General features: G+C 41.3%; 10 protein-coding genes and 1 pseudogene. 7 read left to right on the forward strand and 4 right to left on the reverse strand.

Translation table 11 applies throughout. The annotated features are described in order from the left end of the window. Window positions 1–6: 6 nt before the first annotated feature. A pseudogene (locus NYE67_RS20820) lies at window positions 7–120 on the reverse strand (hypothetical protein); the annotation flags it as partial. Window positions 121–210: 90 nt separating this feature from the next. Here NYE67_RS20820 and NYE67_RS15680 point away from each other — a divergent pair. Beyond that, the gene (locus tag NYE67_RS15680) at window positions 211–960 is read left to right on the forward strand and encodes a 3'-5' exonuclease (protein ID WP_340730441.1); all 750 of its coding nucleotides are present in this window, start codon (window positions 211–213) and stop codon (window positions 958–960) included. Window positions 961–1,005: 45 nt separating this feature from the next. On the opposite strand, the gene NYE67_RS15685 is transcribed toward NYE67_RS15680, so the two are convergent. Next, a complete protein-coding gene (locus tag NYE67_RS15685; protein WP_340730442.1) occupies window positions 1,006–2,673 on the reverse strand; it encodes an FAD-dependent oxidoreductase in 1,668 nt (555 codons plus the stop codon). A gap of 301 nt (window positions 2,674–2,974) precedes the next feature. Continuing rightward, complete coding sequence (locus NYE67_RS15690) at window positions 2,975–3,730, reverse strand: lysozyme inhibitor LprI family protein (RefSeq protein WP_340730443.1); 756 nt, start codon at window positions 3,728–3,730, stop codon at window positions 2,975–2,977. 376 nt (window positions 3,731–4,106) lie between these two features. Between NYE67_RS15690 and NYE67_RS15695 the strand changes: the two genes are divergently transcribed. The 6 genes from NYE67_RS15695 to NYE67_RS15720 are packed head-to-tail and all read left to right on the forward strand — an operon-like array spanning window position 4,107 to window position 15,162. Then, on the forward strand, window positions 4,107–5,717 hold the full coding sequence (locus tag NYE67_RS15695) for a (2,3-dihydroxybenzoyl)adenylate synthase (protein ID WP_340730444.1): 1,611 nt from the start codon (window positions 4,107–4,109) through the stop codon (window positions 5,715–5,717). 33 nt (window positions 5,718–5,750) lie between these two features. After that, window positions 5,751–6,005: a phosphopantetheine-binding protein gene (locus NYE67_RS15700; protein ID WP_339213720.1), complete on the forward strand. Its 255-nt coding sequence runs from the start codon at window positions 5,751–5,753 to the stop codon at window positions 6,003–6,005. 5 nt (window positions 6,006–6,010) lie between these two features. Further along, complete coding sequence (locus NYE67_RS15705; RefSeq protein ID WP_340730445.1) at window positions 6,011–12,964, forward strand: amino acid adenylation domain-containing protein; 6,954 nt, start codon at window positions 6,011–6,013, stop codon at window positions 12,962–12,964. Next, window positions 12,957–13,163: an MbtH family protein gene (locus NYE67_RS15710; protein WP_340730446.1), complete on the forward strand. Its 207-nt coding sequence runs from the start codon at window positions 12,957–12,959 to the stop codon at window positions 13,161–13,163. The genes NYE67_RS15705 and NYE67_RS15710 overlap by 8 nt, the downstream gene beginning before the upstream one ends. Continuing rightward, on the forward strand, window positions 13,160–14,527 hold the full coding sequence (locus NYE67_RS15715; protein ID WP_340730447.1) for a DHA2 family efflux MFS transporter permease subunit: 1,368 nt from the start codon (window positions 13,160–13,162) through the stop codon (window positions 14,525–14,527). Before NYE67_RS15710 ends, NYE67_RS15715 begins: the two co-directional genes overlap by 4 nt. After that, complete coding sequence (locus tag NYE67_RS15720) at window positions 14,524–15,162, forward strand: 4'-phosphopantetheinyl transferase family protein (RefSeq protein WP_340730448.1); 639 nt, start codon at window positions 14,524–14,526, stop codon at window positions 15,160–15,162. The genes NYE67_RS15715 and NYE67_RS15720 overlap by 4 nt, the downstream gene beginning before the upstream one ends. A 68-nt stretch (window positions 15,163–15,230) precedes the next feature. Here NYE67_RS15720 and NYE67_RS15725 read toward each other — a convergent pair whose 3' ends face one another. Then, window positions 15,231–16,481, reverse strand: coding sequence for a cytochrome P450 (locus NYE67_RS15725; RefSeq protein ID WP_340730449.1), 1,251 nt, complete (start codon window positions 16,479–16,481; stop codon window positions 15,231–15,233). Window positions 16,482–16,641 lie beyond the last annotated feature (160 nt).

Below are 16,641 nucleotides of genomic sequence, written 5' to 3' on the forward strand. Positions count from 1 at the left end.
ACACAATCAAAAACGCAAAAGCAGTTTAGGAGCTTTTGTGTTTTTGTATTGTTTTATAGACATGACCAGTGATTTCTTTTCATTTTCATCTGCTACTTTCCATAATTCCTGGAGAACTTTCTGCTCTCAATCCCAGCCAAATTTCTAGCATTATATGATTAGAATATGATTCAATAAAAGAACAAACGTTTCATTTGGGAGGGGAAGATGATGAAAATTGAACGAGTGCACATAAGGATTTTTATTACTTGCTCGATTGTAAGCTTCGCCAAGCAGGAAGAATTAGTTGCCAGCTATCCAAAAGAGGCTATTGATGAATTAGAAGAGCACGGTTATATTGCTCGCTCTTTGTATGGTCATTATTACAATACGAAGCTTGCTGCCCAATATTTAAGGACCTTTATGGTGAATTACAGTCCCCGCTTAAAGGTGGCGGACATGGTGTCAGTGTTGGAGCAAGCGCATGAGTATGTCGTAGTAGATATTGAAACAACGGGTGGCTCTGCTGCACGTGGGGATAAAATAGTAGAAATTGCCGCATTAAAAGTACGCAACGGAGAAACAATTGACCTTTTTCACCGCTTTGTGAACCCTGAAAAGCCGATCAAAAATTCGCATATTCACGGAATAACGAATGAACGTGTGAAAAATGAACAAACAATTACTCCTGTTATTCACAGCTTCAAGAATTTTTTAGGCGATTTGCCGATTGTTAGCCATCATATCGGATTTGATTGGTATAGCTTTTTAGCGCTCGAGCTATTTCGCAATGGCATTCGCCCTACAAATCAAGCTGCATGCACAGTGTTGCTTGCACGCAAATATTTAAACAGTCCTAAAAATAACTTAAACGTCATCGCTGACACTTACAATATCCCGCTTCTAAAGCATCATACTGCTGATGCCGATGCCATTTGTGCAAATGAAATTTTGCAGCTTATTATGAAAAAAGCGAATTAACTTTCGGAACTTTTGCTCTGTTCCAATTGTTAATTCGCTTTTATTTTATATAGTTTCTACTTCTGCCTGTTCAAACATCGTGCTTTTAATATGGTTCGCTGAAATATAGCCGAAAACTGTTGTTGGTCCGAGTGTTGAGCCTGGACCTGGATACACTTTGCCCATAACTGATGCCGAGCAATTACCAGTCGCATACAAGCCTGTTACTGGTTTTCCATTACGTAAAGCCTGACCATGCTCGTCTGCCACGATGCCACCTTTTGTCCCAAGGTCCCCCGGATATACCTTCACCGCATAGAAAGGTGGCTTACTAATATGCCCTAGATTTGGATTGGCATAGGCTGGGTCACCGTAGTAATTATCATACGCTGAATCACCACGCTTATAGTCTTCATCCTTACCTTTATCGACAAAGGTGTTGAAGCGGTCGATTGTTTTTCGTAGCCCTTCTACATCAATATCGCAAATTTTTGCCAAATCCTCAATGGAATCCGAACGCTTAAGCCATCCTGAGTTTAATAATTTTTTCGGTACCATGCGAGGCATCATCGAACCGAATAAATAACGATTCCGATGGCGGCTTTCCATGATCATCCATGATGGGATTGCCTTTCCTGTTTGTTCTTGCTTATCAAGCATTGCCCTTCCTGCATCAACATACGACTCTGCTTCATTAAAATATCGATTGCCTTCCTGATCAACGATAATTGTATGTGGCAATGAACGTTCATATACTAAAAAGCTCGGTGAACCGTCATCATTAATGGCAGTCGGTCCCCACCATGCCTCATCTAAAAGTGCTGTATCTAAACTATGCTTTTGCGCGATGAGTAGCATATCGCCTTGATTCCCTATACTAGCTGATGACCATTCAGAACCGATATTATGATATTTACGCCGTAATTCTTCATTACGTTCAAAGCCACCCCCTGCTAAAATGACTGCCTTTGTTTGAATGAAATACGGTTCGCCATCTTGTTCAATTTCTACTCCTAAGATTTCGTCATTTTCAATGATTAAATCCTTTAATGGTGCTGACAATCGAATCGTTACACCTTGCAATAATGCCATTTTAATTAATCGTGACACGAGCCCTTGTCCGATTGATGTTGCATGCTTACCTTGTAACTTATATTTAATGCCGCTAAACAGCATTCCGGATACATTCGTGAAATCTTTCATGCTCGTAAAAGTTCGCGGGACAGAATAAACACGACCTGAATAAAGTGGGAAAGGCATTTCCACCATACCTTTACGTAGTAGCGACTCATATTCACCTAATTCTCTTAAATCAAAAACTTCGCCTTCAATGGAGCGACCAATTTTACCCCCTGGACGTTCTGGATAATAGTCCGGATAAAGGGGTGCAGCAACCCACTGCATTCCTAGTTCTTCTAAGAAACTGACCATTTTGGATCCATTTTTGATATATGCCACTTTCCGCTCACGTGTGGAAGCAGGTCCCTTATCCTCAATTACGTCTTCCATATATGTTAAAGCCTCTTCTTCGCTATCCTGTAAACCCGCTTTTTTTGATACATGGTTGTTCGGAATCCACAGTCCCCCACCTGATAAGGCAGACGAACCTCCGAATACGTCCGATTTTTCTACAAGCAATACTTTCTGTCCATTATAGGCAGCCGTTATTGCTGCAACTAACCCTCCAGCTCCACTCCCTACGACTACAACATCCCACTGTTCTTGCCATTCCATAAATCCCCTCCATTATTATTGTGATGTGCGTTAGGTTTTTGTATTTTAATGTCTATTCTAATTTATTCTTGTCATTTCTATAAAAGTAGCGATTTACTTAAATTATTTAGCATGTTCGGAAGGGGATTTTATTAGAACAGTTATGGGGGATATTTGAAAATTTCGATGTGATATTAGAACATTCGGGTAGATTATTTGAACATTTTCAGGGCTTATTAGAAGATTCGGTCACTATATTAGAAATTCTTACTACACACGTAAAAAGACTGTACGGTATCATAACCATACAGTCTCATTTCCTTTATTTCATATACTTTTCAACTAATTCATAACATCTTTCTTTAGTTAACTGAGCTTGTACGCTAGCGTATTCTAAATTTTTCATTGAACCGCCTTCAAACTTTGATGCTGCTTCTGCTGCTTTTTCATCACGATGCGTTAACCAGTTTCGTTGTTCTTCTCTTAGTTTGTTCATGTCGTTCGGTGAAAGTTGTTGTGTTTCTAGTTGTTTATAGATTTCATTCAATAGTGCATCCCATCGCTCGAATACTTCTACCTGTGCTTCTGTTAACTCAATTTGGGTACCATTTTCAAATACTGGGTCCAATTCTTTTATCCCATTTTCTACATCCGCTATTTTAGCTAAATACTTTTCCTTTGAATTAGCGGAATTTTGTTCGACATTCTCTTTAATACTATTATTAATTTCTACCTCTGCTTCCGATATCATTTTTTCTAACTCCGCTTTCAAACCGCTTTCCAATGATGCATTTTCAAGCATTGGATGCGCCTTTTCCAACACACCATCCCAATCTGCATTGTCTCTCGCGTCCTTTACTTCTTTAAATTCCTGAAGCTGTGCATACAAAGCTTTTGTCTCTTCATCGTTTGGAGTACCATCTGAATTTTCCTCTATTAAAGTTAATGCTTTATCATATTCTTTATTTTCCATTGCTTCTATTACACTGTCTTTTACTGGTTCATCTGCTTCATTACTACAGCCTACTAAAAGGAGACAAGCAGTAACAATGCTTAAGCTTAAGGTGTTTTTTCTCATACTGTTTCCTTCTCTCTTTTTATAATTTATTCTTTGAAGGCAACTGACTTATGAAGCATTTTTCCACAATCACCTTAAATTGGATTCATTATACCATAAAGTGGATTTTCCTATTAAAGCATCATGATTAATCAGGGCTAAAATGATTATCTAATTCGAGATCCTACTCCCCTTTAAGATACAGTTTTTAAAATTTATATAATAATAAGAAAAGTCTAAAGGACCAGATCGATTGGTCTTATTGAATCAAATTGTACATCGTTTATTGACTATAAATATTTAAAAGCGTAGCATAACTCTTACAATGAATTGATAATGATTATCAATATCATTATAGTTTATTCAATAACTCTATTATATCAAGGAGGTTTCTTACATGTTGGATGGTTTTACTCCATGGCCAGATGACAGAGCTGCTTTTTATCGTGAGGTAGGCTGTTGGGAAGGTTTAACGATTGGTCAAATGCTTGAAGATAGAGCTCGTCAGTTTGCTGAAAATGTGGCGGTCATTGATCATGAGCGCACACTTACATATTCGCAGCTAAATGAACGGGTCAATCAATTAGCAACTGGGCTTCTTTTACTAGGAATTCAAAAGGAGGATCGGGTCGTTGTTCAGCTCCCAAATGTCGTCGGCTATGTCGAGATCGTATTTGCCTTATTTAAAATTGGCGCATTACCCGTTTTTTCACTGCCCTCTCACCGTTATAACGAAATTCGCTATTTTTGTGAATTTACCGAAGCAAAAGCCTATATCGCTATGGATTCTTTTGGTGGGTTTGATTACCGTAGTCTTGCAAGACAAGTACAGCAGGAGGTTTCTTCGTTAGAACACATTATTGTTCTTGGTGACGCACAGGAATTTGTGCCTTTTGATTCGCTATTTACTGCACAGTCAATTAGTTTTCCATCAGTAAAAGGAAGCGAAGTGGCTTTCTTGCAGCTTTCAGGCGGAAGCACAGGAATTTCCAAACTTATTCCGCGTACACATGATGAATATATGTACACGATTAAATTGAGTGTGGAGCATTGCCATGTGACAGAAGATACTGTGCTTTTAGTCGTTTTGCCGGTTTCGCATAATTATCCGATGAGTTCCCCAGGTATTTTGGGTGTACTGTATGCAGGTGGCAAGATTGTTTTAAGTTCTTCACCTAGTCCAGATGTGGCTTTCCCGCTTATTGAAACGCACCGCGTGACAATGGTTCAGCTTGTTCCTTCCCTTGCCCTTCATTGGCTGGATATTAAGCCGAACCATAAAGAGAATCTATCCAGCTTGGAAGTAATGCTCGTTGGAGGCTCCAAGTTTAGTGCGGAAGCTGCTAAACGAGTTCGACCGGTATTTGATTGCCAGCTACAGCAAGTGTTCGGTATGGCGGAAGGCTTAGTAAACTACACAAGATTGGACGACCCGGATGAAATCGTTATCCATACACAAGGTCGACCAATGTCACCGTATGATGAAGTAAAAGTTGTTGACGATGAAGATCAAGAATTACCGATTGGCGAGGCAGGACATCTGTTGACACGTGGCCCTTACACTATTCAGGGATACTATAAAGCTCCGGAGCATAATGAAAAAGCCTTCACAAAAGATGGTTTTTACCGGACTGGCGATATTGTACGTCAAACTGAAGATGGTTATCTCATCGTGGAGGGTCGAGCTAAAGATCAAATTAACCGCGGTGGTGAAAAAATAGCGGCAGAGGAAGTTGAAAATATGTTGCTTGCCTCTCCGGCTGTACATGACGCAGCAATCGTTGCTATGCCTGATTACTATATGGGCGAAAAAAGTTGTGCCTTTATTATTCTAAGAAATCCAGATGTGACGAAGCGCCAATTGAAGTCTTTCCTGCGGGAACGAGGTTTGGCAACTTACAAAATTCCGGATGAAATACTATTTGTGGAGAGCTTTCCGTTGACTCATCTTGGTAAGGTTTCGAAAAAAGATTTGCGTCTTTCGTTTGAAAAACAGTTACACACTTAAAATACTGAATATTAAGAAAAGAAGGTTGATATAATGGTAAATCAAACTGATTTTACAATTGAACAGCTCCGCGCTTTTGTCGCATCCTATGTGACAGAGCCTATAGATACTATTTCAGATGAAGATTATTTACTGGATGTCGGCATTGACTCTATTACGATGATGACAATCGTTGAGGAGCTGCGCCAAAAAGGGTTTCCCCTTACATTTATCCAGCTCGCAGACAATCCCACAATCAAGGGCTGGCATAGTCTTATTAAAGAATACGAAGCTGATTACGGAGGATGAAATAAATGACCGAATTACGTTTCCCTTTAACTGAAGCTGCTTCTGGGATATGGTATGCCCATCACCTAACGGAAAGTCCTTTATACAATACAGCGGAGTATTTACATATTCCTGCTTACATCGATACCGATTTACTTTTACAGGCTGTAGATGCCACTATTGGGAGCGCAGTTGGGCTGCATATCAAATGTTCGGAAGAAGAAGGTTCACTTTATCAGAAAATCCCTTCTTCTATTACGTTTCAGTCAGAAAAGATATCATGTTCAACAGAAGAAGCATTTTTGCACATGCAAGCAGATGTGGAAATAGTACGCAACCTAGGAAAGGACGATTTAGTTCGTGCCATACTATTCTCTGCGTCTTCCGAAGAGCACTTTCTCTACTTGCGCATCCACCATCTTGTAAGTGATGCCTATAGTTTCCGGTTAATATTTCAGCAAATTAACGAGCGTTACTCGGCTTTAGTTCAAAATAAGCCATATACAAAGCACTTTGGTGATTATGTTCAAATGGTTGAGCAAGACCTGCAATATAAAACTTCCGAACAGGCAAAGAAGGATGCTTCCTATTGGATTTCTAAGTTGCAAGAAACAGAGGTCATCTCACTTAGCAGAAAAAAGAGTAGCAAAATGGGACAAGTCATTTTACATCAAGCCTCCCTTTCTTCAGCAACGTGGATGAACTTGCAGCAATATAGTAAGCAATTGCACGTAAACATGCAGGAAGTCATTAGTGCCGCAGTAATTGCCTATACGAAACGTATGACACAGGCGAAGGATGTCATTGTTGGCATTCCGATGATGAACCGTTTTGGGCATAAGGCAATGTCTGTGCCTTGTACACGAGTTAATATTTTGCCTTTACGTGCTTCTTTCAATACGGAGCAAACTTTTGAAGAACTTTGTCAAATGGTCAAGGGCTTAATGGATGAGATGAAACCACATCAATATTACCGTCAAGAGCAGATGCGCCGTGATTTACAGCTGACAACCGATGATCAGCTGTATGGTCCAGAAATTAATTTCATGCCGTTTTATGAAAACTATCTGTTTGGGAAAGTGAAAGTCGAAAATAGGAAGGTTGTTACAGGTCCGGTTGAGGATATTTCGTTCAATTTTTACAGTACACCTCATGGCATGCAGTTCGACCTTGTAGCAAACGCGGACCTTTATGACAAAGAAGAACTGGAACATCATTCAGCACGTTTCCTACAATTTCTTGATTTGCTGTTGGAAACAGTAGATGCTCCGATGTTTCAATTGCCAGTCCTATTGAATGAAGAGTTCGTAATGTTCCAGTATAAACAAGGCCGTGTCAGTGAACTGAATAACATCACAGTTTATGAATTGTTTAAAAAGCAAATGCAGAACATGCCCGGTGCTACCGCTATCAAAATAAATAATACACATATTACGTACGCTGAACTCGACCTGCTTGTCGGGCGAATTGCCCATCAATTGAAAGCGCATGACATTAGACTCGAAGACTTTGTAGGAATTTGCATGGAACGGTCGATTGAAATGGTCGCAACGATGCTTGCCTGCTTCAAGCTGGGTGCTGCCTATATTCCAATGGACCCTACTTATCCGGAAGAACGGCTGCTTTATATGATCGAGGATGCTTGCCCTAAAATTGTTCTCGTTAACGGAGAGGTTTCCTTTATTGCAGAAGGAACACCAATAGTGCCATTACAACCTTCCAAGCAAATATACGAACCTATTACTTCTTGCATCGGACAGACTGCATATATGATTTATACATCCGGTTCTACAGGTAATCCAAAAGGTGTCGTTGTGGAAATGCCAAGCTTAGTGAACTTTTTACAGTCGATGCAGCATCAATTTTCACTATCCGAAAAGGATAATTTACTGGCGATTACTACGATTTCTTTCGATATTTCAGCTTTGGAACTTTACTTACCGTTGCTGTACGGGGCCTCAATTCATCTGGCAACTAAAGAACAAGTGCAAGATCCAATTCTGATGCAGGCGCTAATCGAGCAGCAAAATATTTCAATTATGCAGGCAACACCTACCGTTTGGCAGATGATGGTGCAGTATGCAAAAGATGCACTGAACGGACTCACTGTACTTGTTGGCGGTGAAGCACTCTCAAGAAGTCTTGCCCAGTCATTATTGGAAGCCGGAGCAACTGTCTACAATATGTATGGACCTACTGAAACAACGATCTGGTCCACTAGTACTGAAATTAATATGCAAGACGCTCCTTCACTAGGCTCTGCAATCGATCATACTGAGGTTTATGTACTGGATGCCATGCTTCAGCCAGTTCCAGTTGGAGTCGTTGGTGAACTATATATCGCTGGTGACGGGTTGGCTCGTTGTTATCATAATCGTCCTTCGTTAACGGCTGAGCGCTTTGTTGCTAACCCTTTTGCTGCCGGGAAACGAATGTACCGGACTGGTGATTTAGTTGTATGGCAGGCAGATGGCAACCTTCATTATATTAGCCGCGCCGACCATCAAGTGAAAATACGAGGCTTCCGCATTGAGTTGGGAGAAATCGAAAATGCGCTTGAAGAAATTACTGCGATTGAACAGGCTGTTGTCATGATACGTGAAGATCAGCCCGGTGATAAACGGATTGTTGCCTATGTAATGGGTGATGAATCAGAAGAACAATGTAGACAACAGCTGGCAGAAAGATTGCCTGATTATATGGTACCTGCTCACTTTGTTTTCATGGAAACATTCCCACAAACGAGTAATGGTAAAATTGATCGGTTGAAGCTGCCGCAGCCTGTTATTTCACATATAGAAAAAATGGAACCAACAACACGTACTGAAGTAACGATATGCGACTTTTTTAAGGGGATTTTAAAACTCAACTCAGTAGGAATCGACGAAGACTTCTTCCAGCTAGGAGGACATTCCCTATTAGCAACCGAGCTGCTATTGCAATTACGGAAAACATTCGCAATCGATTTATCCATTTCCGTTATATTCAATCACCCTACTGTAATAGAGTTGGCTCAAGCTGTGGAACAGGCGAAGAAAAAGTCGCTTGCTGTCATTGACAGACAACAGGTGGAAAGAATTCCTTTATCACATGCACAGCGCAGTCTTTGGTTTATCCAGCAACTGGACGAATCAAGTGCATCTTATAATATTCCAATTGTTTATACATTTGAACAGCCAATCGATGTTTTAAAACTGATTAAGGCTATTGGTAAAGTTGTAGAAAAACATGCGGTTTTACGGACAATTTACCCAGCCATTGATGGTGTACCCTATCAGCAATTAGTTGATGAAGCGCCTAAAGTTCTCATTGAGGAAGTTGATCCAGACGAAGTGCAGGCCCAAATAAAAGCTTGCACACGTTATGCTTTCGATTTAAAACATGAGCCTGGATTCCGTGTGACGCTTATTAATAGGAAAACTCTGGTAGTCGTGTTTCATCATATTAGTGCGGATGGCTGGTCACTTGCGACATTTACCGAAGATTTGCAGCTTGCCTATGACAACAATGATCTCGAACCGTTAGAAATTCAATATCACGACTTTGCAGTTTGGCAGCAAACGCACGGTGTTTACACTGACGACAACTTATTTTACTGGACGGAGAAATTAAAGTACTCACCAGATGAAATTGAGCTTGTCCGGGATGGCAAGCGTCAATTCCAATCTAAACCAGAAAGCAAGACATTAACTTTTACAGTTGATGCCGCACTTCATCAACGATTACAGCAGCTCGCTAAAAATAAACAGGCTACTCTGTACATGGTGCTTCAAAGTGGATTTTTAGCTTTAATGACGAAACTTGGTGCAGGCGAGGATCTGATTCTCGGTAGTCCAATGGCCGGCCGTGATCAGGAAGCATTACTGGAAAATGTCGGTATGTTCATTAATACAGTAGCCATGCGGACGGATACATCCGGAGACCCTAACTTTGTCACTTTACTGGAGCGAGTGAAACAAACATGCATTGAAGCAATGGAGCACCAGTATGTTCCTTTTGACCATATTGTAGAGCGCTTGAAGCCGGCACGTGTCCCTTCACAGCATCCGATATTCCAGATTATGTTTGCCTTGCAAAATACACCACAGCCATCACTCGTATTAGAAAATCAAAAAGCCGATATTCAGCTACATACTGTGGGTCAACCGAAATTCGATCTAAACATTGAAATGCGTGAGGAATTCATTGGCGACAAACCAAACGGCATCGAGGTCTTGGCAGAATACCGAACTGATTTATATGAAAAAGAAACGGTGTCCGCTCTCATGCAACGCTATGTTTCCGTACTTGAACAGGTGATGAACAACCCAATCCTGTCTGAGCTGAATGTGATGTTGGAAGGTGAACAGAAGAAAGTGCTGCTTGACTGGAACCCGAAAGGTCATAAAAGCGAACAAAAAACGATACCTGAACAATTCGAAGCGATTGCAGAAATGCATCCACAACGCATTGCCGTAAGTGACGACAATGAGGAGCTCACTTATCTGGACCTGAATCGAAAAGCAAATCAGCTAGCGCATATTTTACTCGAAAAGGGAGTTACATCCGAAACATTTGTAGCACTTTTAATGCCGCGCTCGGTCGATATGATTGTCAGTATTTTAGCAGTGTTAAAAACCGGTGCTGCCTATGTACCGATTGATCCTGTTTATCCGAAGGACCGTATTGACTATATATTGAAGGATTCTGTTCCTAGCTGCTTAATCACTTCCGTTGATTTGAAGCTAAAAGCAGAAGCAATGAATGTAATGGAATTCATCGTAATGGAGGAGCTTCCTCTTGCATCATATCCTTCTGAAAATATTAAACATCATGAGCGTTTAGGTATCCTTCACCCAATGAATCCGGCTTATGTCATTTATACATCCGGTTCAACGGGTCGACCAAAGGGTGTGGTGATTCCTAACCAAAATGTCATCCGCTTACTTGATGCAACAAATGAATGGTTCCACTTCGATGAAGAAGATCGCTGGTCACTGTTCCATTCCTATGCATTTGACTTTTCGGTATGGGAAATTTGGGGTGCCCTATTATACGGTGGCGAGCTTGTCGTCATCCCATACAATGTAAGCCGCTCGCCACTCGACTTTTTGGCGTTGCTTGCCGAGAAGAAAATCACGGTGCTGAACCAAACACCATCCGCTTTCTATCAGCTGATGGCAGTGGATAAGGAACAGCCAGAATTATCCGAAAAACTTGCACTTCGTTACATTGTTTTTGGTGGTGAGGCACTTAATCTCACACGTTTACAAGAATGGTATGACCGACATCCGGAAGATGCCCCTACCCTTGTGAATATGTATGGAATCACGGAGACAACCGTACATGTCAGCTACTTAAGATTAAACGAAGAGCTTAGCCAATCACAGGCAAATAGCTTGATTGGTACGGCGATTCCCGATTTGAATATTTATGTTCTTGATGAGCAGTTAAAGCCTGTTCCGCCAGGTGTTGTTGGTGAAATGTATGTTACGGGTGAAGGCTTGGCACAAGGTTATTTAAATCAAGCATCCCTTACTGCCGAACGTTTTATTGCCAACCCTTATGGCACTCCGGGAAGTCGTATGTACCGGACTGGTGATTTAGCTCGATGGACGAAAAACGGCGAGTTGGATTATATCGGACGTATCGATCATCAAGTAAAAATACGTGGTTTCCGCATCGAGCTTGGTGAAATTGAACAAGTTCTTCTGAAACATTCGCAAATTGCACAAGTAGCCGTCATCGCTAGAGAAGATCGACCTGGTGATGTACGCTTGGCTGCCTACTATGTTCCGGAGCAAGGACGTGCTGTTACTGAACAAATGTTGAAGGAATTCGCTTCCTTGTCGTTACCAGCATATATGGTCCCGACTAGCTACACTTTATTGGAGCAGATGCCACTAACAGCGAATGGAAAACTCGATACGAAGCAGCTTCCTGCACCAGTCATCACATTGCAGGAGCTTGTATTACCAAAAACACCACAGGAAACTTTGCTCTGTGAACTATTCTGTGAAGTACTGAATCTTCCACAGGTTGGAACAGACGACAGCTTCTTTGAACTTGGCGGCCACTCCTTATTAGCCGTTCAGCTTATTGGACGCATTCGCGAGGCTTTCGGAAAAGAGCTCGCAATCGGACATCTATTTGAAGCACCTATCGTATCTGGACTGGCCCATGCTCTGCAAAATGGAAAGGATTCTCAAGCTTTAAACGTTGTTCTGCCGCTGCGTGCTGGGGAACAACCGATCTTTGCCATTCATCCTGCCGGCGGATTAAGTTGGTGCTATGCCGGACTTTTAAAAAATCTGTCTGCTGAATTTGCCCTTTACGGCATTCAAGCACAAGGTATTGCAGAAGACTGCGAACTCCCTCGCTCTTTGACTGAAATGGCATTGAGCTATATCGAGGCAATTAAGGAAATTCAACCAACAGGACCTTATCGTTTGCTCGGCTGGTCATTAGGTGGAAATGTCGTGCAGGAAATGGCTGTACAACTGGAACGCCAAGGAGAATCTGTATCGCTTCTATGCATTTTGGATGCTTATCCGTTTACATTCGTTCCTCCAGTTGAATTGACCGAGGAACAGGAGGCTCTTGTTGCGCTACTTGCCCTAGCCGGCTATGAACCTGATATGGAAGATGAGGTTACTCAGGAATATGTGATGGACGCCTTGAAAGCAGAGGGCAGCGCAATTGCCACATTGGATGAAACGACGATTTTACGCTTAAAAGAAGTTTATAAAAACTCGATTAACTTACTGAAAGAACATAAGCCTCAAATTTATAGTGGGGATGTTTTATTTTATAAATCTACACTCGTACCAGATTGGATACCGGATGTGGATGTAGCGTCCTGGAAACCATATATCAAGGGAGAGCTTACACAGATTGATATTGCCTGTCGCCATAAAGATATGTGTCAATCCATCCCATTGAATGAAATCGGTCAAACTTTAATCAACCATTTAGTAAAGGAGAAAAAAATGTATGTCTAACCCTTTTGAACAAGCTGATCGTGAATACTATGTTTTGCGAAATGCAGAAGAACAGTACTCCTTATGGCCAGCAGCGATTCCTGTCCCTGCTGGATGGGAGATCGCTTTCGGACCAGCTGTAAAAGCATCGTGTCAACTATATATAGAAGAAACATGGGTAGATATGAGACCTAAAAGTCTGCGGAGTCTTTTAGGATGAAAACCCAACGAGCAGTTATTATCGTCCTCTATGTAGTGGCGATGTTCATGGTTTCCATTGATGGAACAATCGTCAATGTGCTACTTCCGACAATTGCCAATGAATTTGGTGTAGCTCCAGGTGCGACGAACGCCATTAATATCGGCTACCTTGTCAGCATTGCTATTGCTTTGCCTGCTGCCGGCTATTTAAGCAATCGTTTCGGCGTAAAGAAAATGTATCTCCTTTCTGTTAGTTTGTTTACATTCGCCTCTCTTCTATGTGGGTTGGCTGATAGCTTGCAGGCTCTTATTCTGGCGCGTGTTCTGCAAGGACTGGCAGGAGGAATTATTACACCTGTGAGCATGACCTTACTATTTCGGACATTTTCTCCGCCTGAAAGACAAAACCTGTCTCGCTCATTAGTATTGCCAATCGCTTTTGCACCGGCGATTGGCCCCCTCGTGGGAGGATTTTTTTCCGAATATTTATCATGGAACTGGGCGTTTTTCATTAATATTCCGTTTGGCCTCATAATCGTACTAATCGGGCTTTATGCCGTGAACGAGTTCGAGCTATTTAAAGCGCCATTTGATACGAAGGGCTATGTGCTCATCGCAATCGGTTTGCCGATGTTAATGCTGACACTTAGTCTCATTGCTTCTGAAGGTATTTCTTTAGCTGTCGTAATGTGTGCAGTCATCGGTGTATTTTTATTAAGACGCTTTTATGTATATGAACAGCAAATAAAGGAACCTCTTCTGGATGTACATCTTTATGAAGAGCCACAGTTCCGTTCTTCAAGCCTTGTTGCGATGTGTTCTATGGGTGCCTTAATGGGAATGCTTTACCTGTTCCCTCTTATGTATCAATATACTTACTCGGCTTCACCGTTAGAAAGCTCTCTTATTACGTTTACCGAAGCACTCGGATTGATGGTAGCGTCAAAATTACTGCCTGGAATGGCTAAGCGTTTTGGCATGCTTTTCACAGTACGTCTTGGTCTGATTGGTACTGTTATTATTTTCTGTTGTATTGCCATCATTGGTCCTTCAGCAAACCCTTGGCTATTGCGCGGCTTGATGTTTCTAATGGGTGTATGTTTAGGGCATAGCGTAATAGGCTCTCAAATTTCGGCATTTCATCATGTAGCGAAAAGCCAGATGAGTAAAGCAACAACACTGTACAATATGCTCAATCGAGTTGGCGCCGCTGCAGGAATTGCTCTTGTTGCGACTACATTAACAGTGACTAGTCGTTACTTTTCAGAAATGCATTCTTATCAATATGCACTTATCGCTACGGTTGGACTGCTTTTGGCAGGTCTAGGCTGTTCTTTATTTACCAAAGAAAACGAAACAATTCTAAAAGGTGAGAAAGCATGACAACTATTGCCTATTGTAAAATCGACGATATGCCCGCTGATTGGCAATATTATCTTCCTTTTATAGAAGCGGAAGTAGTTCAGCGTGTTGAGCGAATGAGGAAAGTGGAAGATCAGTTGAGAACAGTTTGTGCCCATTTGCTGACGAAAATGGTGTTTACAACAACCTTTCAAAAAGAACTTTGCTTATATAAAGATTCGAACGGTAAATACCAGACAGGACAAGACCTTCACTTCAACATTTCGCATTCAGGGGATTATGTTGCATGTGCCTTTAGTGCTTTTCCCGTCGGCATAGATATTGAACAACACGTAAAAAGAGATTTTTCGCTCTTTCAGTCTTTATGGAGCGAGGAAGAAAAACAGCTTTATCCGCTTCATAAACAGGAAGCTTTCTATGGGCTGTGGACTGCGAAGGAAAGTTACGGGAAGTACAAAGGGTTTGGTCTTCACACTTCATTGGCGGAAGCGACCATTCAACGAGATGGGATAATTCACCTTCCTCTAGGAATCGAACAGGCCCATGTCATTCCTTTCTTTATTGCTCCTAATTACAGTGCTACGGTGTGTACCGAGGATTCCTTGGACGCAGTTACGCCGTATAAGTGGGAACAGATTGAAGCATTTTTTAAATAATAGTGCTTAGTTATCATTAAATAAGCCTGTAACCATTCTTAAACGGTTACAGGCTATTGTTATTCATTTTACAGTCGTTGGACATTTTTAATGATGAAGTTACTTTTAGGGAGACTTGGAATGCTTACTTTACTGTAGCTTAAATCCTGCTCCGGAATATCATACGTCATATGATTGACTAAAAAGTCGAGACTCACTTTCATCACTTCTATTGTCACCCATTCTCCTGCACAGCGGTGCCCCAAATTGTAATCGCCGCCACCTTGTGGAATAAAGCTGAAAGGACTGCCATCCCAGTGTTCAAATCGGCTCGGTTGAAACTCTTCAGGATTTCCCCAAATATTAATATCATGATTCGTGCCATAAAGGTCCAACAAGGTTAATGTCCCTTTTTCAAACGTATAATCTTTCCAAATGAAATCTTCTTTTACTTCTGCAGCTGCAAAGGGGAAGAATGGATAAAAACGACGCACTTCCTGAACAAACATTTGTGCAATCTGCCCATTACCGGACTTCAGTTTCTCACGCTCTTCGGGATAATGATGAACGGCCAACGCCGAAAAGTTAATATAGACCGAAATCGCTACAATCGGTCGTAAAATATTGATAACTTCTACTGAAGCAATTTTTGTATCAAGCAGTTTCCCTTCTAAATCGCGGTGCCAGGCAAATGTATATAATGCGGTGCCTTCTTCCGGATGCAGTTTGCCTCCGCGTACTTGATCAATAATTTCACCCATCCATTTTTCAACCTGATTACGCGCATGTCTACCTGCCCAGTGCGCAGGACCGATTGCCGTTGCTGATTCGAACATTGCTCTTAAATCTTTAGCGAGCTTTTTCATTTCCTTTTCTTCTACTGGTACACCTGCCCATTCACAGGCAGTGCGGCACATGATTTCCAGTGACTCTTCATAAAGGACAATCTCATCCATCTGCTGCCACTTTTCCAAGGCCATTTCCCACTGTTTAGCGGTAATTTTATTCAATATTTCAAGCCGCTCACGGGACATAATCGACATAAACATTTCTTTACGGTGTTTATGAGCATCCCCGTCCAATGACTGTACACCATCTTTACCGAATAATGTTTCTGCTACACGGTTTGGTGCAACGCCTTCTCTTTTGAATTTACTATTGTCATAAAAAACGTCCGCTGCTTCCTTTCCGCCCATACAGATTGCTTTTTTTCCGAGTAATCGTGTTTCAAAAACGTCTGAATGGAAGCTTTGGCGTCTATTCAATATATACAAATAACCTTCTCTTAAAAGATTGAGGCTATGGTCGATTCCCTCTTCCTTAGGTACTGAATTTGTCATATCATTCATCTCCTTTTTCTATAAATAACATTGTTGGTAACCATTTCCCTATTTATTCTTTTAAAAAACTTACCTTTAATTAAAACGTTCCCTTCATTAAATAAACGTTTACCGCCTCTTCCAATAAGTTTAGAAATTAAAAACCAGGCAGTGAAAAACA

It is taken from the genome of Solibacillus sp. FSL W8-0474 (genome assembly GCF_038004065.1).
GTDB classification, from domain to species: Bacteria; Bacillota; Bacilli; order Bacillales_A; family Planococcaceae; genus Solibacillus; species Solibacillus faecavium.